16 protein-coding genes are annotated in these 22,944 nt (G+C 65.4%); 14 read left to right on the top strand and 2 right to left on the bottom strand.

The window, feature by feature from the left end; all coding sequences use genetic code 11:
• Window positions 1–12 precede the first annotated feature (12 nt).
• From ACZRKZ_RS06500 to ACZRKZ_RS06560, 13 genes are read left to right on the top strand one after another with little or no spacing between them, the layout of a single operon-like run.
• Entirely contained in the window at window positions 13–5,469 is a 5,457-nt protein-coding gene (locus ACZRKZ_RS06500; RefSeq protein WP_463981101.1) for a non-ribosomal peptide synthetase, read from the top strand.
• The gene (locus ACZRKZ_RS06505) at window positions 5,466–7,199 is read left to right on the top strand and encodes an ABC transporter ATP-binding protein (RefSeq protein WP_463981102.1); all 1,734 of its coding nucleotides are present in this window, start codon (window positions 5,466–5,468) and stop codon (window positions 7,197–7,199) included. Before ACZRKZ_RS06500 ends, ACZRKZ_RS06505 begins: the two co-directional genes overlap by 4 nt.
• Window positions 7,196–8,941, top strand: coding sequence for an ABC transporter ATP-binding protein (locus tag ACZRKZ_RS06510; protein ID WP_463981103.1), 1,746 nt, complete (start codon window positions 7,196–7,198; stop codon window positions 8,939–8,941). The genes ACZRKZ_RS06505 and ACZRKZ_RS06510 overlap by 4 nt, the downstream gene beginning before the upstream one ends.
• Window positions 8,935–10,038 carry a saccharopine dehydrogenase NADP-binding domain-containing protein gene (locus ACZRKZ_RS06515; protein WP_463981104.1) on the top strand — a complete coding sequence of 368 codons (1,104 nt, stop codon included), beginning with the start codon at window positions 8,935–8,937 and terminating at the stop codon, window positions 10,036–10,038. The genes ACZRKZ_RS06510 and ACZRKZ_RS06515 overlap by 7 nt, the downstream gene beginning before the upstream one ends.
• Entirely contained in the window at window positions 10,035–11,066 is a 1,032-nt protein-coding gene (locus ACZRKZ_RS06520; RefSeq protein WP_463981105.1) for a class I SAM-dependent methyltransferase, read from the top strand. The genes ACZRKZ_RS06515 and ACZRKZ_RS06520 overlap by 4 nt, the downstream gene beginning before the upstream one ends.
• On the top strand, window positions 11,066–12,736 hold the full coding sequence (locus ACZRKZ_RS06525) for a class I SAM-dependent methyltransferase (RefSeq protein WP_463981106.1): 1,671 nt from the start codon (window positions 11,066–11,068) through the stop codon (window positions 12,734–12,736). The genes ACZRKZ_RS06520 and ACZRKZ_RS06525 overlap by 1 nt, the downstream gene beginning before the upstream one ends.
• On the top strand, window positions 12,733–13,911 hold the full coding sequence (locus ACZRKZ_RS06530; RefSeq protein WP_463981107.1) for a cytochrome P450: 1,179 nt from the start codon (window positions 12,733–12,735) through the stop codon (window positions 13,909–13,911). Before ACZRKZ_RS06525 ends, ACZRKZ_RS06530 begins: the two co-directional genes overlap by 4 nt.
• Window positions 13,854–15,053: a Gfo/Idh/MocA family oxidoreductase gene (locus ACZRKZ_RS06535; RefSeq protein ID WP_463981108.1), complete on the top strand. Its 1,200-nt coding sequence runs from the start codon at window positions 13,854–13,856 to the stop codon at window positions 15,051–15,053. The genes ACZRKZ_RS06530 and ACZRKZ_RS06535 overlap by 58 nt, the downstream gene beginning before the upstream one ends.
• Entirely contained in the window at window positions 15,050–15,769 is a 720-nt protein-coding gene (locus ACZRKZ_RS06540; RefSeq protein ID WP_463981109.1) for a VOC family protein, read from the top strand. The genes ACZRKZ_RS06535 and ACZRKZ_RS06540 overlap by 4 nt, the downstream gene beginning before the upstream one ends.
• Window positions 15,762–17,360, top strand: a complete 1,599-nt coding sequence (locus tag ACZRKZ_RS06545; RefSeq protein WP_463981110.1) for a (2,3-dihydroxybenzoyl)adenylate synthase — start codon at window positions 15,762–15,764, stop codon at window positions 17,358–17,360. The genes ACZRKZ_RS06540 and ACZRKZ_RS06545 overlap by 8 nt, the downstream gene beginning before the upstream one ends.
• A complete protein-coding gene (locus ACZRKZ_RS06550; protein WP_463981111.1) occupies window positions 17,357–18,115 on the top strand; it encodes a thioesterase II family protein in 759 nt (252 codons plus the stop codon). The genes ACZRKZ_RS06545 and ACZRKZ_RS06550 overlap by 4 nt, the downstream gene beginning before the upstream one ends.
• Window positions 18,112–18,420: an isochorismate lyase gene (locus ACZRKZ_RS06555; protein ID WP_463981112.1), complete on the top strand. Its 309-nt coding sequence runs from the start codon at window positions 18,112–18,114 to the stop codon at window positions 18,418–18,420. The genes ACZRKZ_RS06550 and ACZRKZ_RS06555 overlap by 4 nt, the downstream gene beginning before the upstream one ends.
• Complete coding sequence (locus ACZRKZ_RS06560) at window positions 18,417–19,778, top strand: isochorismate synthase (RefSeq protein WP_463981113.1); 1,362 nt, start codon at window positions 18,417–18,419, stop codon at window positions 19,776–19,778. Before ACZRKZ_RS06555 ends, ACZRKZ_RS06560 begins: the two co-directional genes overlap by 4 nt.
• A gap of 383 nt (window positions 19,779–20,161) precedes the next feature.
• On the opposite strand, the gene ACZRKZ_RS06565 is transcribed toward ACZRKZ_RS06560, so the two are convergent.
• Together ACZRKZ_RS06565 and ACZRKZ_RS06570 are read right to left on the bottom strand one after the other, a co-directional pair.
• Window positions 20,162–21,031, bottom strand: a complete 870-nt coding sequence (locus ACZRKZ_RS06565; protein WP_463981114.1) for a nickel/cobalt efflux protein RcnA — start codon at window positions 21,029–21,031, stop codon at window positions 20,162–20,164.
• Window positions 21,032–21,038: 7 nt separating this feature from the next.
• Complete coding sequence (locus ACZRKZ_RS06570) at window positions 21,039–21,332, bottom strand: metal-sensing transcriptional repressor (protein ID WP_463981115.1); 294 nt, start codon at window positions 21,330–21,332, stop codon at window positions 21,039–21,041.
• A gap of 366 nt (window positions 21,333–21,698) precedes the next feature.
• Between ACZRKZ_RS06570 and mexE the strand changes: the two genes are divergently transcribed.
• Window positions 21,699–22,943 (top strand): multidrug efflux RND transporter periplasmic adaptor subunit MexE, encoded by a 1,245-nt coding sequence (gene mexE / locus ACZRKZ_RS06575; protein WP_463968539.1) that lies wholly within the window; start codon window positions 21,699–21,701, stop codon window positions 22,941–22,943.
• Window position 22,944 lies beyond the last annotated feature (1 nt).

Raw genomic sequence — 22,944 nt, forward strand, 5'->3', positions numbered from 1 at the left:
GGAGCTGTACCCATGCCCGCCGCCAAACTGCTAAGCGAACTCAAGTCCCTGGGCGTCGAACTCTGGCCCCAGGATGGACAACTGAAATTCCGCGCGCCCCAGGGCCTGCTCGACACCGAACGCCTGGCGCAACTGCGTGAACACAAGCAACAGATCCTGCACCTGCTTGAGACACAGGAACGCCCGCTAGTGCAGGCCGACCCGGCGCAGCATCACGCGCCCTTCCCCCTCACCGATGTGCAGAACGCCTACCTGCTGGGCCGCCAATCATCCTTCGGCTACGGCAATGTCGCCTGCCATGGCTACCTGGAACTAAGCTGGCCGACGCTTGCCCCGCTGCAGGTGGAACAGGCCTGGAACCGCCTGATCGCCCGCCACGACATGCTGCGCGCAGTGATCGCCAGTGAAGGCTCGCAGCGTGTGCTCGCCGACGTCGCCCACTACCCGCTAGCCGTCGCCGACCTGCGTGGCGCCACCCGCGAGCAGCACCAGCACGCGGTGCAACAGATCCGCCAGGCCATGGAGCAGAAGCTCTACCCCACAGAGGTCTGGCCGCTGTTCGAGCTGCGCCTGAGTCGCAGCGACAACGGCGACACGCTGCACTTTTCCATGGACTCACTGATCGCCGACTGGGCGAGCGCGCAGTTGCTGTTCAATGAGCTGGAGCAGTTGCTGCAGGATCCCCAGGCAGTCTTGCCGGCCCTAGGCATCACCTTCCGCGATTACCTGCTGGCCGAACGCAGTTTGCTCGAAGGCAGCCGCCATCAACGCGACCGTGACTACTGGCTGGCACGCATCGACGCATTGCCCGCCGCCCCGCAACTGCCGGCGCCCCTGAGCGGCGAAGACACCCGCGTGCCACGTTTCCAACGGCACTCGGCGCAGCTCGACCCACAGCAATGGGCTGCCCTGAAAACCGCCGCCAGCGAACGCGGCCTCACCCCTTCGATTGTGGTGCTGGCGGCCTATGTCGCCACCTTGCAACGCTGGAGCCAGCAGCCCGCCTTCAGCCTCAACCTGACGTTGCTCAACCGCCTGCCGCTGCACCCGCAGGTGGATCGCCTGGTGGGCGATTTCACCTCGGTCAGCCTGTTGCAGGTCAACGATCCCGAGGGCCAGGGCTTCACCGCCCAGGCACTCCAGTTGGGCGGCCAATTGTTTGCCGACCTGGAACACCGGTTGTTCTCCGGCATCCAGGTGATGCGCGAAATCGGTCGCCGCCGCGGGCGTGAAGCAGCGGCCATGCCGGTGGTATTCACCAGCGCCATCGGCCTGGGGATTGAGGCGCCGACCGCCAGTCAACGCCGGGCCGGCCACGGCATCACTCAGACTCCGCAAGTCACCCTCGACTGCCAGGTGATGGATGACGCCAACGGCCTGCACATCCACTGGGACGTGCGCCAGGGCGTGTTCCCCGAAGGCCTGGTGGACGATATGCAGCAGACCTTCGTCGCCGAATTGCAGTTGCTGGCCCTGGACCCGGAGGCCTGGGAACATCCGGTGCAAGTGCCGCTGCCGGCCTGGCAACAACGCGAGCGCCTGGCGGCGAATGCCACCGCCGCCCCCTTGCCCACCGGCCGCCTGCACGAAGGCCTGCTGACCATGGCCTGGGAACATCCCCACGCCCTGGCGGTGATCGATGCCAGTGGCAGCCTGACCTACGCCGCCCTCGCCGAACGTGCGCTGGCAGTGGCCGCAGCCCTGCGTAAGGCGGGGTGCAACGCGCAGGAACCGGTGGCGATCCTGATGCCCAAGGGCCTCGACCAGGTGGTGGCGGCCTACGGCGTGTTGCTCGCCGGCGCCGCCTACCTGCCCCTCGACAGCAACGCCCCGGCCGCACGCCGCGACCGTGTGCTGCGCAGCGCCAAGGTGCGGCATGTGCTGGGCCACTCCCTGGCGCAGCCACACACGCCACTGCCCGAAACGCTGCAGTGGCATGCAGTGGACCGGCTGCCCTCGGCAGACGCAGATTTCGAGCTGGTCGAGGGCAGCCCCGATGACCTTGCCTACGTGATCTACACCTCCGGTTCCACCGGAGAACCCAAGGGCGTGATGATCAGCCATCGCGCCGCGATCAATACCGTGCAAGACATCAACCGGCGCTTCGAGGTCAACGCCGATGACCGCGTACTGGGCCTGGCGCAGTTGAGTTTCGACCTGTCGGTGTATGACCTGTTCGGCCCCCTCGCCGTGGGTGGAACCCTGGTGCTGCCCGACCCGGCACGCGGTGCCGACCCGTCGCACTGGGCCGAGTTGGTGCAGCGCCATCAGGTCACGCTGTGGAACTCGGTGCCGGCACAGTTGCACATGCTCGCCGACTACCTGCACGCCGAACCCCGCCCGCTGGACAGCCTGCGCCTGGCCTTGTTGTCCGGTGACTGGATCCCGCTGAACCTGCCGCCGCAACTCCAGGGACTGCTGCCCGAACTGAAGCTGGTGGGCCTGGGCGGCGCTACCGAAGCCTCGATCTGGTCGAACCTGCACCCTATCGGCGCCATCGACCCGGCGTGGCGCAGCATTCCCTACGGCCTACCCCTGGCCAACCAGGGCTTTCGCGTACTCGACAGCCAATGGCGCGATACGCCGACCTGGGTGCCGGGTGACCTGTATATCACCGGTGTCGGCCTGGCCCAGGGCTACCTGGGCGACCCGGCATTGAGCGACGCGCGCTTCTTCCCCCACCCGCTCGACGGCCAGCGCCTGTACCGCACGGGTGACCGTGGCCGCTACCTACCGGGGGGCGAACTGGAATTCCTTGGCCGTGAAGATGGCCAGGTGAAGATTCGCGGGCATCGGGTGGAACTGGGTGAGGTCGACGCCGCACTGCTCGCTATCCCAGGCGTGGACAGCGCAGTCAGCTTGGTCAGCGGCGACTTGCTGGCGTTCGTCACCGCCGCACGCACCGAACCCGAGCCACTGCCAGGCGCGCCGTTGCTCACGGCAGTCAAGCGCTATGCCGACAGCCAGGTCGGCAGCTTCGATGCGCAACAGGTGCGCGAGTATCAGGCTGACCTGAGTGCAGCCGCATTGAGTTCGATGCTGGAGGTGCTGCTCAAGGCCGGGCTGTTCAGCGGCGAACTGGCCGAACAGGATGCGGCCACAATCCTGCACGCCTTGCAGGCCGAACCGCGCCACCACTGGCTGGTGCGCCGCTGGTTGGGCGCGCTGTGCGAGGCCGGTCTGCTGCACCACGAACACGCGCGCTATCGCCTGGCGCAGACCGCGCCCAACCCGGCGCTGGCCTGGGGCCGGGTGGAACAGGCAGTCGCCTCGGGCCTGTGCAGCCAGGCGCTACTCGACTACCAGCTCAACCATGTGTGGCAATTGCCGCAACTGCTTAAGGGCGAGGTCAACCCGTTCGACCTGCTGTTCCCCCAAGGCCAGTTGGACCTGGCATTGCAGTTGTACGGCGCAGATGCAGTGTCGCGCTACAACAACCACAGCATCGCTGCGCTGATCAACCGCCTGGCCACCCACCATGAAGGCGACGGCCCGCTACGCATCCTCGAAATCGGCGCCGGCACCGGCGCCACCAGCGCGCAGGTCATCGGCCTGCTCGACGGCCTGGAAGTCGATTACCTGTTTACCGACATGACCGCGTTTTTCCTGCCGGCGGCCAAGCAGCGCTTTGCCGAACACGCCTGGGTGCGCTACGGCGTGCTGGATATCGACCAGGACATCCGGCCCCAAGGCTTGGCCAGCAACAGCGTGGATATCGTGCTGTGCGCGGGCATGCTCAACAGCGTCAAGGACATCGACAACGCCCTCGGCCAGATCACCGAATTGCTCAGCCCCGGCGGCTGGCTGGTGTTCAGCGAACCCACCGGCGAATGGCCGCCGATCCTGCTGACCCAGGGCTTCATGATGACGCCGCTCCATGGCGACCACGACCAGGGCCGCAGCGGCCTGCGCGGCGCCGAGATCTGGCAGGCGCGGGTCAAGACCTTCGGTGGCGAATGCCTGCCCGCCCTGCCCCAGTCCGACCACCCACTGGCCCCCCTCGGTATGCAGGTATTCGCCGCCCGCTTCAAGGCCGGCGTGCAGCGCTTGAGTGTCAACAGCCTGCGCCGTGCCCTGGCCCAGCTCCTGCCGGACTACATGCTGCCAGCTCACCTGCAAGTGCTCGACCGCTTGCCGCTGACCGCCAACGGCAAGGTCGACCGCAAGACCCTGGCCGGCTGGCGCCCCGCCGCCGATGCCCAGGCGTCGAGCAGCCAGGAAGCGCCGAGCGATCCGCTCACCGCTGAGTTGTCCCGCCTGTGGGCCGAAGCCCTGGGGCTGGCGCAGATCGGCGTCGATGACAGCTTCTACGAGAAAGGCGCCGACTCGCTGATCCTCGCCCGCGTCGCCGGCCAACTGCGCGAGCAACTGCCCCAGGCCCAAAGCCTGAGCTACGACACCCTGCTGCGGCAGATGCTCAATGAGCCGAATGTCGCCGCCCTCGCGCGCCTGCTCAATCATGGCGAAACCACACCCGGCGCGATTGCCGCCAGCGGTGAAGCGCAACGCTCGTCCATCAGCAACGCGCTGGTGGTGCCGTTTGGCGGTGGCAAGGTCGGCCCGGTGCGGGTGATGTTCCATGCCGCCCTTGGCACCCTGGATTATTTCCAGCACCTGGGCCGCTCCCTGGCCGACCAGCAGGCCGGCCCGGTGATCGGCTTTGCCGTGGCCGATACCGCGCAGTACCTGGCGTTGGAGCCCAAGCGCCTGATCGAAAGCGTGGCCCAGGACTACGCCGAGCGCTTGATCGCCGACGGCCATCAACGCTTCCAGCTGATCGGTTACTGCCTCGGCGGGCTGCTGGCCACCGAGGTTGCCCGGCGCCTGCTCGAACGCGGCATGGAGGTGGTCGACCTGAGCCTGATCGACAGCATCCCGATGTTCATTGACACCGACGAAGAGCTGGCCTACGAGGCGATCTTCGTGCCCAACCTGAACCTGGACCCGGTGAAAACCGTGTTCGGCGCGCACATCGAAGACTACGACGTGTACCGCGCCATCGACCTGCTGATGGCCCGCGACAACCGCCGCGTACCCGCCGGGGCCATGGCTACCTTGAGCGGCGATCCGGGGCTGGAGGCCTTGGCGCTGGCGGTACAGCAGCAATCGGCACGTAGCCAGGAAGAACGCCTGGCCGAATACGCGCGCCTGGCCTCGGGCCAGGCCGGGGTGCCGATCGGCCCCGAACTGGTGCCGACCCTGTTCCGCGTGTGCCGCCACAGCATGCGTGCGGCGCGGTTCGACCCGCCGCCGTTCCTCGGCAACATGACCTACCTGCGCTGCCTGGAGCAGCAATCGTTCGGCATCACCGGCGGCGTCGGTCATCTGGCGGCGCCGTTCTGGGAAGACGCGTGCCTGGGCAGCTTCGAGCTTATCGACGTGCCCGGCAACCACTTCAGTGTGATCGAGCCGCCCCACGTCCACACCGTCACTGCGCACCTGCTTGAGGCCCTTCGGAAAAACTCATGACCACAGCCTTGGATACCCTGAAACGCCCGGTCAACCGCCTGATCCACCTCGGTGTGGTGTTCGCCGCCCTCGGCGCATTGGTCAACCTGGTGCCCTTTATCGGCCTCACCGAGCTGGGCCGTTTGCTGTTGGCCGGCAACGCCGACCGCCACACCCTCTGGCTGTGGGCCGCGCTGGTGGTGATCGCCCTGAGCCTGGGGTGGATAGCCAGCGGCGCGGCGCTGTGGCTGACCCATGTGGCCGACCACCGCCTGCAATCGAGCTTGCGCGAAGCCATGGTGCGCAAACTCGGGCGCGTGCCGTTGGGCTGGTACACCGACACCACCTCCGGCGCCGTGCGTAAGGTGGTGCAGGACGACCTCGAAGACCTGCACCACCTGATCGCCCACCATGCGGTGGAACTCACCGCAGCCATCGTCACACCGCTGGCGGGCTTGCTGTGGCTGGCCACGCTGAACTGGCGGCTGGCGGTGCTGGCGGTGCTGACGCTGCCCATCTACGCGGTGGCCTACACCCTGATGATGCGCGGCTTCGGCGCCAAGATGCAGTTGCTGGACAAGAGCATGACCCGGGTCAGCGCGGCGATTGTCGAGTTCGTGCACGGCATTGCCGTGGTCAAGGCGTTCGGCCAGGTCGGCCAGGCGCATCGCAGCTATCAGCAGGCGGTCAACCAGTTCAGCGAGCAGTACGCCGGCTGGGTCAAGCCGCTGCTGCGCCTGGAAGCCTTTTCCTCGATGGCCTTGAGTGTGCCGGTGATCCTGCTCGTGAGCCTGGGGGTCGGCAGCCTGTTGCTGGCGCACGGCTGGATTACCCCGCTGGAACTGTTCGCCGAAACCCTGGTGGCGGTGGTCATTCCGCAATCGCTACTGGTGATCAACCAGAGCCTCACCGCCCAGCGCACTGCCCTCGCGGCGGCCGACCGGATCGAAGCGCTGCTGGACGTCGAGGAACTGCCCACGCCCACGGTCTGCGTACAGCCGCAAGGCAGCGACATCACCTTTGAACAGGTGCAGTTTGGCTACGACCCCGAGCACCTAATCCTCAAGGGCGTCGACCTGCACTGCCCGGCCGGCAGCGTGACCGCGCTGGTCGGCGCGTCCGGTGCAGGCAAATCGACCCTGGCCAAGCTGGTGCCGCGCTTTCATGACGTCAACGCCGGCCGCATCTGCGTCGGCGGCGCCGATGTGAGCGAGATCGACCCGCGCCAGTTGTATCAACACCTGGGCTTCGTTTTACAGGACGCGCAACTGGTGCACGGCACGGTCGCCGACAACCTGCGCCTGGGCCGTCCCGACGCCAGCGACGCAGAGGTCGAGGCGGCGGCGCGCTCGGCACAGATCCATGCGCGTATCCAGGCCCTGCCCCGGGGCTATCAGTCGGTGATCGGCGAAGACGCGATCTTCTCCGGTGGCGAGGCGCAGCGCGTGTCCATCGCCCGCACCTTGCTGGCCGATACGCCGGTGCTTATCCTCGATGAAGCCACCTCCCACGCCGACCCCGAATCCGAAGCGCTGATCCAGGACGCCCTGTCGGCCCTGGCCCATGGCCGCACGGTGCTGGTGATTGCCCATCGCCTGGCGAGCATCAGCGGGGTCGACCAGATTGTCGTCCTCGACCAGGGCCGCGTGCTGGAAAGCGGTCGCCATGAGCAACTGCTGAAAGCTAACGGCGCCTATGCCCGACTGTGGCGAGCGGGTACCGAAACCCCTGTTTTGGAGATGTCCTTGTGATCCGCAGCCTTGTGACTTTACTGGGCCCGGTCCATGCCCGGCGCCTCTACCGTTACCTTGCGTGGCTGGTGACCAGTGCCGTGCTGCAAGGTCTGGCCGTGGCGCTGCTGGTGCCGATCCTGCACGCGCTGTTCGCCGGCGACCTGCCCACGACCATGGCCTGGCTGGCGGGCCTAGCGGCGATGGTGGTGCTGACCTGCATCGCCCATTACCAGCAGGCTATGAAGGGCTTTGCCCTGGCCCTGCTGGTGCTGACGACCTTGCATGATCGCCTCGGCCAGCACTTGGTCAGCCTGCCGTTGGGCTGGTTCAACTCGGAAAAGGTCGGGCGCCTGTCGCGCAGCGCCACCAGCGGCACATTGATGGTTACCGGGTTGTTTGCCCATTACCTGGGGCCGGTGGTGTCCGGGGTAGTGGTGCCGGCCACGGTGGCGCTGACCCTGTTCGTGTTCGACTGGCGCCTGGGCCTGACGGCCGTGCTGTGCGCGCCGCTGATCTACTTCACCCATCACTGGTCGGCCGCCGCCATCGGCAGCAACGATGCGCGGGTGGAAGCCGCTGCGACCCTGGCCGGCAACCGAGTGGTGGAGTTCGCCCGCTACCAGCAAGTGCTGCGGGCGTTTGGCCGCACCCAGGACGGCTACGCGCCGTTGCAGGCGGCTAACCGGGCGCAAAAGCTGGCGGGCGGTTCGATGCTGTCGCAAACCTTTCCCAAACTGCTGGCCGGCGGCTTGACCGTGCAACTGGCCTTCGCGTTGCTGGTGGGCGTGGGCATTGCTCTGGCGGCCCACGGTGAAATCGATGCAATCCAGCTGGTCGCCCTGCTCGCCCTGGCGGCGCGGTTTGTCGGGCCACTGGCCGAAGCCGCGGCACGCAGCGGCCTGTTGCGCATGGCCGGCAACGATCTGGATCATCTGGTGGGCATTCTGCGTGAGCCGCCGCTGCCCGAACCCGCCGTCAGCCAGCCCTTGTCGGCACCCGGCAGCCTGGCCTTCGACCACGTGAGCTTCGCCTACCCCAGTGGCCCGACGGTGTTGCGCGACCTGACATTCAACGCACCGGCCCATTCGATGACCGCGATTGTCGGCGCTTCGGGCTCGGGCAAGACTACCGTCACCCGCCTGCTAATGCGCTTTTTCGATACCACGGAGGGCAGCGTCAAGGTCGGCGGCGTGGACGTGCGCGAGCTGTCCAGCGAGGCGCTGATGGCGCAACTGTCGTTGGTGATGCAGGACGTGTACCTGTTCGACGACAGCCTCGAAGCGAATATCCGCGTGGGCAGCCCGGACGCCAGTGCACGCGAAGTCGCCGAAGCGGCACGGCTGGCCGGCGTCGATGAAATTGTCGCGCGCCTGCCCCAGGGCTGGAACACGCCGGTGGGCGAAGGCGGCGCATCGTTGTCCGGGGGTGAACGCCAGCGCGTGTCCCTGGCCAGGGCGTTGCTCAAGCGTGCGCCCATCGTGCTGCTGGACGAAGCCACCGCCGCGCTCGATCCGCACAACGAAGCCTTTGTACAAGCCGCGATTCGCAGACTGATGCAAAGCTCGACGGTGCTGGTGATCGCCCATCGCTTGCCGACCATCATGGCTGCCGACCAGATCCTGGTGCTGGACGCAGGTCGTCTGGTGGAGTCCGGCACCCACGCGCACCTGCTGGGCCTCAATGGCCGCTATGCCGGGTTCTGGCACGACCGCCAGCGCGCCAGCGGCTGGCGGCTGAATGCGCAGGCCCAGCCATGCTGATCGGGGTGCTGGGCGCCAGTGGCGACGTCGGCCTGGCCAGCGCGCAAGCCTTGTTGAGCCTGGGCCTGCACCACCTGCGCCTGGGCGGGCGTGACCCGCATAAGGGCGCACGCTGCCTGGCGCGGCTCCAGCAGCAATGGCCCGATGCACGGCTGGACTGGACCGCCGTGGACTTCAACGACGGGCCAGCCCTGGCCGCGTTCGCCCGCGGCTGCGACGTACTGCTCAACTGCGCCGGCCCGTCCTGGCGCGTGGCGGACCGTGCCGCGCAGGCAGCGTTGAAAGCCGATGCGCATTACGTCGACGCAGCCGGCGATATACAGCTCGACTCGGCTCAATGGCGCGGACGTAGCGCGGTGCTTGGCGCGGGCCTGCAACCGGGACTCACCGGCCTGCTGCCGCGCTGGCTGGCCGCGCAGGCGTTCACCCGAGTGCAGAGCCTGACCAGCTATTTCGGCCTGCGTGACCAGTTCACGGCGGTCGCCGCCGACGACTTCCTGCAAGGTGCGGTGGACGGCTCCAGCGAGCCTCTGGCGGCCTGGCACAACGGCCGTTGCAGTCACGTACTGAGACGGCAAAGGAATGTGCGGCTGCCATGTTTCTCCGGCCCGGTGCACGTGCTGCCGTACTTGAACCTTGAAGGTGAACGCCTGGCCAGGGACCTGCACCTGGAGACAGGCCAGTGGTTCAGCGTGATCACCGACGGCCATGTGCTCAAGGCCCTCGACCAGGCACACAACCTGCCGCGCGTCGAAGCGGTGCAACGCTTATGCACGGCCAGCCAGCTGGACCTCAGCGGCCAGGCACCCTTCGTCACGTTGTTGCTGCAACTCGATGGCTTCTGCGACGGGCAGACGCGCACCCGCAGCCTGGTACTTAGCGGCGCGGGCAATGCGGCGCTGACCGGGGCAATGGCGGCAGCCACGGTGGTGAGTGTGCTGGAAGGCGAAATATTCACCGGCTGCCATTACGCCGCGCAAGCATTGCCGCCCGCCGCCAGCCTTGAGCGCCTGCAACGCACCTCGGCGATCCGCACGCTTAACCTGCTTGACCACCCCCTCGAACACCTGCACCACGCCGAAGAAGGCTGCCTATGAACACCGCCCTGAAAGAGCTGGAACAGTTGAGCCTGGGCGTCATGGCCGACGTGCTGCTGCACACCCAGGCCTTGCCGGTGCAGGTCTGGCGAACAGCCGAACACCTCAACCAAGCGCTCGGCACGGCACCGCGCCATGCCTGGATTGTACGGCGCTGGCTGGCGGCGTTGTCGCGTGTCGGAGCCGTACGTGAGGACAGCGAACGGTTTGCCTGGTACGGCACGCCACCGCAGGCAGCCGTCAGCGATTTGCCAAGGTTGTATGCCGAACTGGGCTTCCCGCAGAGCATGGCGCAAGTGCATGCCCAGGTCATCGAGTGCCTGCCCGAGTTGCTGCGCGACCACATTGCCCTGGCGCCTTTGCTGGTGCTCGCCGGAGACCCCGTGAAGGTACTCGGTGCGTACCAGCACAACCACTTCACCGCCGCGATCAACCAGGCGCTGGCGGCCCGTGCGCGGGAAGCCGGTGTGGCCGGCGAGGTGCTGCAGGTGCTGGAACTCGGCGGCGGCGCCGGTTGCACCACCCGCGCCGTGTTGGCAGCCCTAGAAGACCGCGAAAAGGCCTATCGTTTCACCGACCTCAGCTCACTGTTCACCGGCGCGACCCAGCGCCAGTTCCGCCTGGAGCCGGGCCTGCAATTCAGCCTGCTCGACCTGGACCGCGACTTCAGCGAACAAGGCATCGAGCCCCATAGCCAGGACCTGGTGATCGCCGGCAACGTGCTGCACAACGCCCGCGACCTGCCGCGCAGCCTGGCGCGAATCCGGGCCTGCCTGCGCGACGGCGGCACCTTGCTGTTCAGCGAATCCATCGCCGACAACCCGCCGATGCTGACCTTCATGCACCTGTTGTTATCACCGCCTGCCGGCGCCCCGCTGCGGGTCACGGATGAGGTGTTCATGGCACCCGACGCCTGGCGCCAGGCCTTGCACGCCTCGGGCTTCGAGCTACTAGACGTATGGCCCGCCGCGACCGACCCGCTGGCCGCCGCCGGGCAACATCTGTTCCATGCCACAGGAGTTTGCTGATGAACGTCGACACCCTGCTGATCGACCTGCCCGCCGCGCCCTGGCAACTGCCTGCGTTTACCGACCTGGGCGTTCATCAGTTGGCTCCCGCGCGGTTGCTGGCCGTGCTCGAACGCCAGCGCCCCGCCGTAGTGATAATGAGCGCCGAACAGCTGGAACGCCTACTGGATTTCCCCGCACTGGCCATGAGTGATCTCAGCCACCTGCAACAGCTGCTGTTCGTCAGCACTCGGTCGGGTGACTGGCAGCTCGCGGAGCGTGCGGCGGCGCAACTCGATTGCAGCGTCCAGGGTTTCACAGAGCAATGGCACAACCTGGCCAGAGTCAAGCTTGCGCATCAACGCTGGCGCGAGCGCGCCCTCGGCCATCCCCAGGTAAGTGCCGTTGCCCTGCACGGCCAGACGCTGTTCGCGTTGCCGCATCCCTGCGCCATCACACCGATAGACGATCACCTGGCCGCGACCGAGGCCGCCCTCGACCAGCAATTTGACGCCGCGCAACTGGTCGAGGCAGTGCGACTCAATGATCGACTGGGCCACACCGCGCTGCTGTCGATGCTCAACGGGCTGGAACATTGTGGGCTGCTGCCGGCACCGCTCAATGACGTCGCCCAAGCCCTGGCCCATGCCGGCATTGCACCGGGTCACCGCCCCTTGATTGCGCGCTGGCTGGATGTGCTGCAATCACAAGGCCTGTTGCAGCGTGAAGCGGATCGGTTGCAACCCACCCTCGACGCCAGCACCTGGAGCGATGCGGCGCTGGAACTCAGTTGGGCACAGCTGACGCAGGACTGGGCGCGCAACACCGGCGGCAGCGGCACCCTCGACTACGCACGGGACAATGCGCGCCAGTTGCCGTCGCTGATGCGCGGTGAATGTGCGGCGGTACACCTGCTGTTTCCCGAGGGCCGCACCGAACGCGCGGTGGAGTTGTACCGCGAAAGCCTGGCGGCGCAGTACCAGCACCGTGCAGTAGCCCACTGGATCGGCGCCTGGGCAGCACGCCAACCGGCCGGTGTGCCATTGCGCGTGCTGGAAGTCGGCGCCGGCACCGGTTCCACCACTCAGGCGGTGTTGCCCACTTTGGCCGGCATAGCGGTGGACTACCTGTGCACCGACGTGTCGCGCTACTTCAGCGAACAAGCCGCTGAGCGTCTCCAGGACTGGCCATGGGTGCGCCACGGCGTGTTCGATATCGACCGCCCGGCCCTGGGCCAGGGCTATCCAAGCCAGACCTGGGACCTGATCGTCGCCGGTGGCGTGCTGAATGCCGCCCGCGACACCGAACGCTCCCTGGCCATCCTGCTCGCCTTGCTCAAGCCGGGCGGCTGGCTGGTATTCAGCGAACCGACGCAGGAGGGATTCTGGGTGATGGCCTCCCAGGCCTTCATGCTCAACCAGGCCAGCGACGAGCGCCAACTCAGCAGTGCCACCTTCCTCGACCTGACCCAGTGGCAAAGCGCACTGGCCCGGGTTGGGTTCCACGGCAACCGCAGCCTACCCGCCGCCACACACCCGCTGGCGAGCCTGGGCCATCGCGTGTTCGTGGCCCAGGTGCCGGCCCAACGTCTGAGCCGCGCAGCACTGGCGGCCCACCTCGAAGACCCCGAACTGCAGCTTGAGCTGCTCGACCATTTGCCCGACCTCAACACTGCCAAGGACTTGCCATGACCCCGCTGGCCTACCCCTTCAACCGCTTCACCGACCTGGAACTGGCCGAGCCCTACCGCCATGCCCAGCAGGCTCCGGGGCTGTTGCGCATCCAGATGCCCATCGGCGCCCCGGCCTGGCTCGCCACCCGCTATGACGACGTGCGCCTGGTCCTGGGCGACCGGCGTTTCAGCCGCAGCGAAGCGTTTCGCCGCGACGATAGCCCGCGTGCCTTCCCGCGCATCGCCGGCGGCATCGTGATGATGGACCCGCCGCAGCTCACGCGAATCCGCTCGCGCGCCGCCCAGGCCTTCACCCGGCGCCGCGTCGAAGCCCTGCGCCCCCATGCCCGCGACTACGCCCACCAGTTGATCGACAGCATGCTCGCCGCCGGCCCGCCCGCCGACCTAGTCAACGACTACGCCTTGCCGCTGCCCCTGGCACTGATCTGCGAGCTGCTCGGTGTGCCGATGCAGGACCGTGATCGCTTCAAGGTGTGGAACGATTCACTGCTGTCGACCCGCGCCGAAGACGCGGCTCAGACCCAACGTCACCTGGGCGAACTGGCCGCGTATATCAAAGGCCTGGTGGCCGAGCGCCGACGCGAATCGCGCGATGATTTCATGACCGCCCTGACCCAGGCCGACGAAAAAGGCGAGTCCCTCAACGAGGAGCAATTGCTGCTGTTGTGCATCGCGATCCTGGTCGCCGGTTACGAGGGCAGCGCCTCGCAGATCCCCAATTTCATGCAGGTGCTGCTGGATAACCCTGCGCAGTGGCAACAGCTCAAGGCCGATCCCGAGCAGATACCGCAGGCAGTCGAAGAGCTGCTGCGCTACATCCCTCTGGCCTCGGCGGCGATGTTTGTGCACTACGCGCTGGAAGACATTCAGGTCGGTGAAACCCTGGTACGCCGGGGCGAGGCAGTGTTCGCCTCCATCGGCGCCGCCAACCATGACCCGGCACGCTTTGAAGACCCGCAGGCGCTGGACCTGCAACGTGATGCCAGCGGCCATTTCGGCTTCGGCCACGGCCTGCATCACTGCATCGGTTCGGCCCTGGCGCGGGTGGAATTGCAGGAGGCGCTGCACGCCCTGGTGGTGCGCCTGCCCGGCCTGCAACGCTGCGGCGAGGAGCAATGGAAGACCGCGACGTTCTTTCGCGGCGTTCACTGCCTGCCGGTAACCTGGTCATGAGCCGCGCGCCTGCACGCAAACGCGTGATCGTCGCCGGCACCGCGTTTGGCCGCATCTACCTGCAAGCCCTGGCGCGCGCCCATGCCGACTATGAACTGGTGGGCATCCTGTCACGGGGCAATGCCTACTCACGAGCCTGCGCCAATCACTATGGCGTGCAGCTGTACGAGGCCGTCGAGCAGGTGCCGGATGACGTCGACATCGCATGCGTGGTGGTGCGCTCCGGCGCTACCGGTGGCGCCGGCAGCGATCTGGCCCAGCAACTGTTACGGCGCGGCATCCACGTGCTGCAGGAACACCCGGTGCACCACCGCGAAATCGCCGCGTGCATGCAGGCCGCACGCCAGGGCCAGGCGGCCTATGCGGTGAACACGCTGTACCCGAATATCCTGGCGATACGGCGTTTTCTCGCCGTGGCCGACTACCTGCGTGAACAGCAGGGGCTGGCCTATATCGACGCGGCCTGCAACAGCCAGGTGGCCTACCCGCTGCTGGACATTCTCGGGCGCCTGGCCGGTGGCCTGCGGCCCTGGGTGTTCGCGGCGCCGGCTGCCGGAGTCGGGGCGCAACCCTTCACGCGACTCAATGCCAGTTTCAACGGTGTGCCGATCAGCCTGCGCATCCAGAACCAGGTCCATCCGCAGGACCCGGACAACCACTCCTTCCTGCTGCACCGCCTCGAAGTGGGCTGCGAAGCCGGCGTACTGAGCCTGTGCGACACCCACGGCCCAGTGCTGTGGAACCCACGCCTGCACGCTCCACGGGACAGCACCGACCGCCTGATCATGGCCGGCCTCGGCAGCAAACACCTCGCTGGGCCGACCATGGCGTTACTCGACCCGCAAATCCCGACGAGCTACCACCAAGTGTTCAACCAGGTCTGGCCCGACGCAGTCACCGTCGCTCTTGGCGAGTTGTGTCGCGACATCGACGAACCCGCGCGTCGCCTGCGCAGCGGCGTGTGGGCCACCGAGGTGTCGATGGCCTGGCGCGAAATGAACAGCCTGATCGGTATGCCTGAACTGATCGAGCCTCCGGTGCCGCGTGCGCTGCCACTGGCCGACCTCCACGCCCGTGCCGACGCCGTGCAACCCCCTTGCGGTGACAACACCGCCCAACTGCTGGGAGCCTTGCCGTTTTGAACACTGCCCAATCCCAGTCCACTTGCAGCCATGTGTTGCTGTGGGTGCGCGACTTGCAACAGGCTGTGGCGAATTTCCGCGCCGCAGGCTTCGAGGTCACTTACGCCACCGCCGAAGCCAGCGCGCAACACGCGCATATCTGGTTCAGCCAGGGGCCGATCATCGAACTGCTGACCACGCCACGTCATGCCTGGCTGTTCAAGTGGCCCATCGACTGCCTCGCCGGCCGTGGTGCCGGGCGGCGCATGCTGCGCTGGGCCGCCCAGGGCGAAGGCTTCTGCGACCTAGCCCTGCTGTGTGACGACCCGGCACTGGCACCGCGCCTCAAGGGCCTGGCGGCCTGCGGCGTGAGCATGGGGCGCACGGTGAACTGGCGGCGCACCTGTGCCGATGGCAGCCAAACGCGCTTTCGGTTCGTGTACCCGCGCCATGACCGACTGCCGTTCCTAGTCACGCCCTATACGCCGTCCCAGCACCCCGCGTGCAGGGTTCACCCCAACGGCGCCACCGGGCTGGCCGCGATTCACCTGGGCGTGCACCCCGACGACCACACCGCCCTCAACCTGCTGGCCGGCGACGACCCGCTGCTGCGTCTGCAACCAGCCACGCACACCGGCGTACAGGCGGTGCAAATCACCGGCCTTACGCACCCGCTGAATTTGCACGGCGCCCAGTTGCTGGGCTGCCCGACTGCCCAAGGAGATTGCCATGCTTGATGGATGCACTGACTGGCCCGACGACTTTATCCGCCGCTACCGCGAGCAAGGCTACTGGCGCGGCGCGCCCTTGGGCGAACTGCTGCGCGAGCAGGCCCGGCGCACGCCGCACAAGGAAGCCCTGGTGGACGGCACCCGGAGCTGGAGCTACGCCGAGCTCGACCATCAGGCCGACCGCCTGGCCGCAGGCCTCGCCGACCGCGGGCTGGTCGCCGGCCAGCGGGTGCTGGTGCAGCTGCCGAATATCGCCGAATTCTTCAGCCTGACCTTCGCCCTGCTGCGCCTGGGCGTCATCCCGGTGTTTGCGCTGCCGGCCCATCGCGAACATGAACTGGCGCACCTGGCGCACCTCAGCCAGGCGGTGGCCTATGTGATTGTCGATCAGCATCTGGGCTTCGACTATCGCCCGTTGGCGCGCACGCTGCGTGAGCAAGTGCCGAGCCTGCAACAGGTATGGGTGGTCGGCGCAGCCGAGGAATTCGTGCCGCTGGCGCAGTGCGTCGCCAGCCCGCGCGAACTGCCTGCCCCCGACTCGCGGGAAGTCGCAGTGCTGCTGTTGTCCGGCGGCACTACCGGCCTGCCCAAGCTGATCCCGCGGACCCATGACGACTACGCGTGCAATGCGCGTCTGGCGGCCCAGGCGTGTGGTTTCGATGCTGATACCCGTTACCTGGCCGCGCTGCCGGTGGCGCACAACTTCCCCCTCGCCTCCCCCGGTGCGCTGGGCGTGTTCAGTGTCGGCGCCACCCTGGTGCTGGCGCCGGAACCGAGCCCGGACACCGCCTTCGAACTAATCGAACACGAACGCATCACCCACACCGCCTTGATCCCGCCGCTGGTGTTGTTGTGGCTGGAAGTCGCGCAATGGGCCGATAACGACCTGAGCAGCCTGCAATGGCTGCAAGTCGGCGGCGCACGGCTCAAGGCCGAGATCGCCGCGCGCATCCGCCCGGCCCTGGGCTGCGGGCTGCAACAGGTGTACGGCATGGCCGAGGGTTTGCTGTGCTTTACGCCACTGGATGATCCGCAGGCGCTGGTGTTCGACACCCAGGGGCTGCCGCTGACCGCCGACGACGAGATCCGCATCGTCGACCCCGACGACCTGCCGGTACCGCCCGGCACCGTCGGTGAATTGCTGGTGCGCGGCCCCTACACCATTCGCGGCTATTACAACGCCGTCGAGCAGAACCAGCGCGCGTTTACCGCCGACGGTTTTTACCGCAGCGGCGACCTGGTGCGGCGCCTGCCCGAGGGGCATTTGATCGTCGAGGGACGCAGCAAGGATGTGATCAATCGTGGTGGCGAGAAAATCCCCGTGGAAGAGATCGAGAACCTGCTACTCGGCCATCCGCTGATTCGCGATGTTGCGCTGGTGGCCCTGGCCGACGAGTTGCTGGGGGAGCGCAGCTGCGCCTGTGTGCTGGCCCAGGGCGAGCGGGTCGACCTGGCGTCGATCAACGCCTGGCTGCGCGAACGCGGGCTGGCCGCCTACAAGTTGCCGGATCGCTTGCAGGTGCTGCGCGAGTTCCCGTTGACGCGCCTGGGCAAGGTCAACCGCAAGGCCCTGGCGGAGCAGGTGCTGGCGCTATGAGCGGCACTGCATCGCCCTGGCTGCGCGTGCTGCGAGAAAGCGAACAGGCCAGGGCCCGCCTGGTGTGCCTGGCCCATGCCGGAGGCAGCGCGAGTTTTTTCCGCCCGTGGCTGGCGCACCTGCCGGGGGATATCGACCTGCTGGCGGTGCAGTATCCGGGGCGTGAAGAGCGTTTCAATGAGGCGCATATCCCGTGCCTGGACAGCATGGCCGGACACATTGCCGGAGCGCTGCACGCCCTGCCCGCCCGGCCCTTGCTGCTGTTCGGCCACAGCATGGGCGCGGCGCTCGCCTACGCCGTGGGGGTGCGCCTGCAAGCGGCAGGTTCTGGAGCCGCCCATGTGTTCATCTCGGGCCACGCGCCTCCACACCGGCAACCGCCCAGTGACCTGCACCGCCAGGACGACGCCGCGCTGGTCGCCGACATCCTACGCCAGGACGCCGACGCTGCTGGTCTGTGGGCCAACCCGCAACTGCGCGCGCTGTTCCTGCCGACCCTGCGCAGCGACTACCAGGCCATCGAAACCTGGCGCCCGACGCACCTCGCCCCCCTCGCGGCGCCACTCGACGTGCTGCTGGCGCGCGATGACGCAGAAGTCAGTCTCGAACAGGCCCGCGCCTGGGCCGACCTCAGTGACCACACCCCGGATATCCGCCTGTTCGACGGCGACCACTTTTACCTCAAGCATCAGCCGCGACCGGTGATCCATCACCTATTGCAACGCACCACCTACCTTCAGGGAGACTCGGTATGAAAACCCCGGAACACTGCACTGGCCTTTCGGACATTCGTCATGCCATCGACAGCCTCGACCAGCAGATCATTGACGCCCTAGGCCTGCGCATGCACTACGTCAAGGCCGCCTCCGCGTTCAAGCCCGACCAGGCCAGCATCGCCGCACCGGAGCGCGTCGCGGCGATGTTGCCGCAACGCCGGCAATGGGCGCAGGCCGTCGGGCTGGACGGTGAGTTTATCGAAGGGCTGTTCAACCAGATCATCCACTGGTATATCGCCGAGCAGACCGCCTTCTGGCTGCAGAAAAAGAGCAAGGTCGTATGAACGCGGCCGAGTTGCTCAAGGTGTTCCAGACCGCGCATCAGCGCGCGGTGGCGTATCAACGGCCGGTCATCGCAGTCGCCGCGCACGCCGCGCCGACGCTGGAGGCCCAGGCCCTTTACGAAGCCCATCGGCAGGGGTTCTTTTGGTGCGCGCACTCGCCGGACCTGACGCTGTTCGGCCTGGGCTGCGCCTGGCAGATCGAGGCCAGCGGCCCCCAGCGCATGCTCGAAGTGGACCGCCAATGGTTCGCACTGTGCGCCGACGCGGTGATCGACGGGCCCAAGGCACCGTTGCTGCTGGGTGGCATGCGCTTCGATGAACAGCGGCCGTGCGCGCCACATTGGGCCGCCTTCGCTGACGCCAGTTTTCATCTGGCCCATTGGCTGCTCAGCGAAGACGCCGACGGCCGCTGGCTGCGCTGCCAGCGGGTGGTCAAACCAGACAGCGACCCGGCGGCATTGACCCACGACAGCCTGGCGGCCTATGCGCAACTGCTCAACCCGCCCGCCTCGACGACCACTGCGCCCAACGTCATCGAACGCAACGCGCTGCCTTCCCACCAATGGCAGGGTAAGGTCGGTACGGCGTTGCAGGCCATTTCAGGCGGCGACTTGAAAAAAGTGGTGTTGGCGCGGCATATCGAGTACCAGTTGGACGCGCCACTCGACAGTGGTGCAGTGATGCAGCGACTGCACGCACGACGCAACGCGTCCCACCTGTTCGCGCTGCACCGTGGCGAGCATTGTTTCATGGGTGCCACCCCCGAAAGACTGCTCAGTTGTCAGGAGGGTCACCTGACCACCCATGCCCTGGCAGGCAGCGCGCGACGTGGCATTACCGCCGACGAGGATCACGCTATCGGTGTACGGTTACTGGCCGATCCCAAGGAACAACATGAACACCGACTGGTGGTGCAGACCATCACCCAAGCCTTGGACGGCAAGGTCAATGACCTCCAGGCCGCGTCATGCCCCCACCTGCTGAAGCTGGCCACCGTGCAGCACCTGAGCACGCCGATAACGGCGCAACTCAACCCAGACAAGCGTTTGCTGGACGGTATACAGGCGCTGCACCCAACGCCGGCGGTGGGTGGATTGCCAAGTGCGACAGCTATGAATTTCATCCGTCGCCACGAAGGTTTCGACCGGGGCTGGTATGCGGCCCCTGTGGGCTGGCTGGACTCAAAGGGCAATGGAGATTTCCTGGTAGCTTTGCGTTCGGCGCTGATCATCGCAAAAAACTGTCATTTGTTCGCGGGGTGCGGGATTGTTAATGGCTCTTGGCCTGCCGATGAGTATGAGGAAACCCAAATCAAGCTTGCCAGCATGGAGCATGCATTATTGCTCTTCCCACGCTAGTCAATAACGTAGGAACGAAGCTTGGCTACCACTGAACAATGTACCATTCGATAACGACGACAATCTCTTTGGAGTACGTGTCTAACTTAAGTGATTGTTCTCCTAAGCCCTAAAGCGACTGATCATACTTCTGAACTCACCCAATTCCAGTATGGAGGTACACTGAAAGCCATCCGAATCCAGCTTGGTCTCTGTCCGAAATCGCCATTCTCGATCACTCGTACATCCGGTGCGAATGGGGGAAAAAATGGGGGAAAAAGTCATTTATTTCGAACTTGAATCATTGTGCTAGAGCCCAGTCAAAATGTTTTTTGGCGACCCTGATAGCCTTTGAAAAGGTTGCCGACCGCCATGAGTGACGGTCAGAAGCACTAAGACTCACCCTACGCGTTCAGGCCAATCCAGCCATGGATGCCCACATAGAGACCGACGCCGATAATCAGCGCACTGGACAGATAAGGTGCGCGACGAGCAACGGCGCCCATCCAGGGCCAGCGGTTAGAGGCCTGCTTGGCGCCAATAGCTGCCGCAGCGCCGACGGTTACCAGGGTAAGCGCCAGGCCAATGCTGAAGCACAGGACGAGCACGCCACCCAAGGTGACTTCCTTGATCTGAAGGCAGAGCAGTAGAACGGTAATGGCCGCTGGGCAAGGAATGAGCCCACCCGTCAAGCCAAACATGATGATCTGTCCCGTCGTGACTTCACGGTTGGCGAAACGCTTGCGGATATCGGTGGCATGGGCACGCTCATGCGCATCCTGATAACCATCAATCGACAGTTCCAAGCCTTCCCGTTCGCCATGGACGTGCCCGTGATGATGTTCCTGGCATTCCAGGTCGTCATCATGGGAGTGACCGGCATGCTCGCCGTGATGATGATCATCACCTTGCTCGAACTTGAACATCTGCTCACCGCGCCAAGAACGCCACAGCATCCAAAGCGCAATCGCGATGATCAGTGCAGAAGACGCGAGCTGGAAGTAAGGCTCGGTAGTTTGAGCATCCAGGCCTTTGCCCAGGTACATACCGCCGATGGCAACCAACCAAACCACGGCAGTGTGCGACAGCGTAGCGGCCAGGCCCAATAAAACGGCCTGCTTTACCGAGCCGCGGATGGCCACGATGAAGGCCGCCATCATGGTTTTTGAATGACCTGGTTCCAGCCCATGCAGAGCACCGAGCAGAATTGCGCTCGGAAAGTACAGCCAGGCGTGCGAGCCACCCTGCTGCAAGACTTCAGCGAAGTTAGGCATGTCAGACCTAGAGGTACTTGGTGATTTTCTTGAAGGCTTCTAACGGGCCACGCTCGCCATTATTCAGGGCCGAGACGGTATCCTCCAGACAGTGATCAATGTGATCCTGGATGAGCGTTCGCTTGGCCTGGCACACCGCTTTCTCCACAGCATGCAGCTGCTGAGCAATGTCGACGCACTCACGACCGTCTTCAATCATGGTGATGATGCTGCGCAGGTGACCGTCCGCCCTTTTGAGGCGCTTGATGATCGCCTCGTGGCTCTGGTGGATGTGGCGGTGATTGTGCTCGTGCTCGCTCATGGTTTAGGCCTCAGGCCTCAATGAATTACGCCGGCACCATATCCCCCAGGGGGGATATGGTCAAACGTATTGCATTGATGAGAACCCGTCGACATACCCTGCAGGTGATGCGCTGCGCTACTCATCTCCTTGTTCGCCAATTTTCTTGATGGCGCGCCCTCTTCGCTTGCCGCGTCTTTGCATTCCTCGCAACAGTCCTTTGTCATCAATACTATTGATAGCTACCTAACGAAAGCCCCATTCTAGAGGGCTTGGTTCGCGCTTATATCATTCCGAATGATAGTTACCTTTGTTTCATTCGATTCGTGAGAGAGCACATCGCCGAGCATGATCCGCCCATCTCAAATACATTGGCGGATGCACCTCATGGAACAGTCACTCAAACATTTGCGCTATCCCCTGGCCATTTTGGCCGTGATGGTGATAAGCGCATGCGGCAAGACCCCTGACCAAGCGGCCGCCATGCCAGCCAGTAAAGTCAGCGTTGCCAAGGTCCTTGAACAGCCCGTCAACGAATGGGACGAGTTCACCGGTCGCCTGGAAGCGCCGGAAACCGTGCAGATTCGTCCTCGGGTTTCCGGCCAGATCGATCAGGTTGCCTTCACCGAAGGAGCCTTGGTCAAGAAAGGCGAGTTGCTGTTCCAAATCGACCCGCGTCCGTTCCAGGCCGAAGTCCGCCGCCTTGAAGCCCAGTTGCAACAAACCCGCGCAGCAGCAAGCCGCAGCGATAACGAAGCCCAGCGCGGCGAGCGCCTGCGTCAGAGCAACGCGATTTCCGCCGAACTTGCCGACTCCCGTACCTCCGCTGCCCAGGAAGCCCGCGCTGCTGTCGCTGGCATTCAGGCGCAACTGGACCTGGCCAAGCTGAACCTGAGCTTCACCCGCGTCACCTCGCCCATCAGCGGCCGTGTCAGCCGTGCCGACATCACTGCCGGCAACCTGGTGACCGCTGATGTCACTTCGCTTACCAGCGTGGTGTCTACCGATAAGGTCTACGCCTACTTCGACGCCGATGAACGCGTGTACCTCAAGTACACCGAGCTGGCCCGCCAGGGCCGCCGTGGCGCCACCACCCCGGTATACCTGGGCCTGTCCAATGAAGACGGCAACCCGCATCTGGGCCAGATGAATTTTGTCGACAACCAGGTCAACCCGGCGACCGGCACCATTCGGGGTCGAGCAGTCTTTGATAACACCGACGGGCGCTTCACCCCAGGCCTGTACGCACGCCTGAAACTGGTAGGCAGCGGCACCTACTCTGCCGTACTGATCAACGACGAAGCAGTCGGTACCGACCTTGGCAAGAAGTTCGTGCTGGTGATGGATGCCGACAACAAGTCGTCGTACCGCGCCGTGGAATTGGGTCCGAAGATCGAAGGCTTGCGCATCGTGCGCAGCGGCCTGAACAAGGACGACACCATTATCGTCAAGGGCCTGCAGCGGGTTCGCCCGGGATCGCCGGTCGCCCCGGAAACCATCCCGATGGCCAGCAAGGAAACCCTCGCCGCATTGGCACAACAACGACAAGCGCTTGAAGCCAGCAACCTGGAGCAAGTGACGCCGGATAAATCCGCGCCCAAGCTCGCAAGCGTCGCGACTCCACGCGGTTAAG

Source organism: Pseudomonas sp. c313 (assembly GCF_055407145.1).

Coding starts and splice junctions, on each gene's coding strand:
- ACZRKZ_RS06500 (WP_463981101.1), top strand. CDS start 13: ATGCCCGCCGCCAAACTGCTAAGCGAACTCAAGTCCCTGGGCGTCGAA.
- ACZRKZ_RS06505 (WP_463981102.1), top strand. CDS start 5,466: ATGACCACAGCCTTGGATACCCTGAAACGCCCGGTCAACCGCCTGATC.
- ACZRKZ_RS06515 (WP_463981104.1), top strand. CDS start 8,935: ATGCTGATCGGGGTGCTGGGCGCCAGTGGCGACGTCGGCCTGGCCAGC.
- ACZRKZ_RS06520 (WP_463981105.1), top strand. CDS start 10,035: ATGAACACCGCCCTGAAAGAGCTGGAACAGTTGAGCCTGGGCGTCATG.
- ACZRKZ_RS06525 (WP_463981106.1), top strand. CDS start 11,066: ATGAACGTCGACACCCTGCTGATCGACCTGCCCGCCGCGCCCTGGCAA.
- ACZRKZ_RS06530 (WP_463981107.1), top strand. CDS start 12,733: ATGACCCCGCTGGCCTACCCCTTCAACCGCTTCACCGACCTGGAACTG.
- ACZRKZ_RS06535 (WP_463981108.1), top strand. CDS start 13,854: ATGGAAGACCGCGACGTTCTTTCGCGGCGTTCACTGCCTGCCGGTAAC.
- ACZRKZ_RS06545 (WP_463981110.1), top strand. CDS start 15,762: ATGCTTGATGGATGCACTGACTGGCCCGACGACTTTATCCGCCGCTAC.
- ACZRKZ_RS06550 (WP_463981111.1), top strand. CDS start 17,357: ATGAGCGGCACTGCATCGCCCTGGCTGCGCGTGCTGCGAGAAAGCGAA.
- ACZRKZ_RS06555 (WP_463981112.1), top strand. CDS start 18,112: ATGAAAACCCCGGAACACTGCACTGGCCTTTCGGACATTCGTCATGCC.
- ACZRKZ_RS06560 (WP_463981113.1), top strand. CDS start 18,417: ATGAACGCGGCCGAGTTGCTCAAGGTGTTCCAGACCGCGCATCAGCGC.
- ACZRKZ_RS06565 (WP_463981114.1), bottom strand. CDS start 21,031: ATGCCTAACTTCGCTGAAGTCTTGCAGCAGGGTGGCTCGCACGCCTGG.
- ACZRKZ_RS06570 (WP_463981115.1), bottom strand. CDS start 21,332: ATGAGCGAGCACGAGCACAATCACCGCCACATCCACCAGAGCCACGAG.
- mexE (WP_463968539.1), top strand. CDS start 21,699: ATGGAACAGTCACTCAAACATTTGCGCTATCCCCTGGCCATTTTGGCC.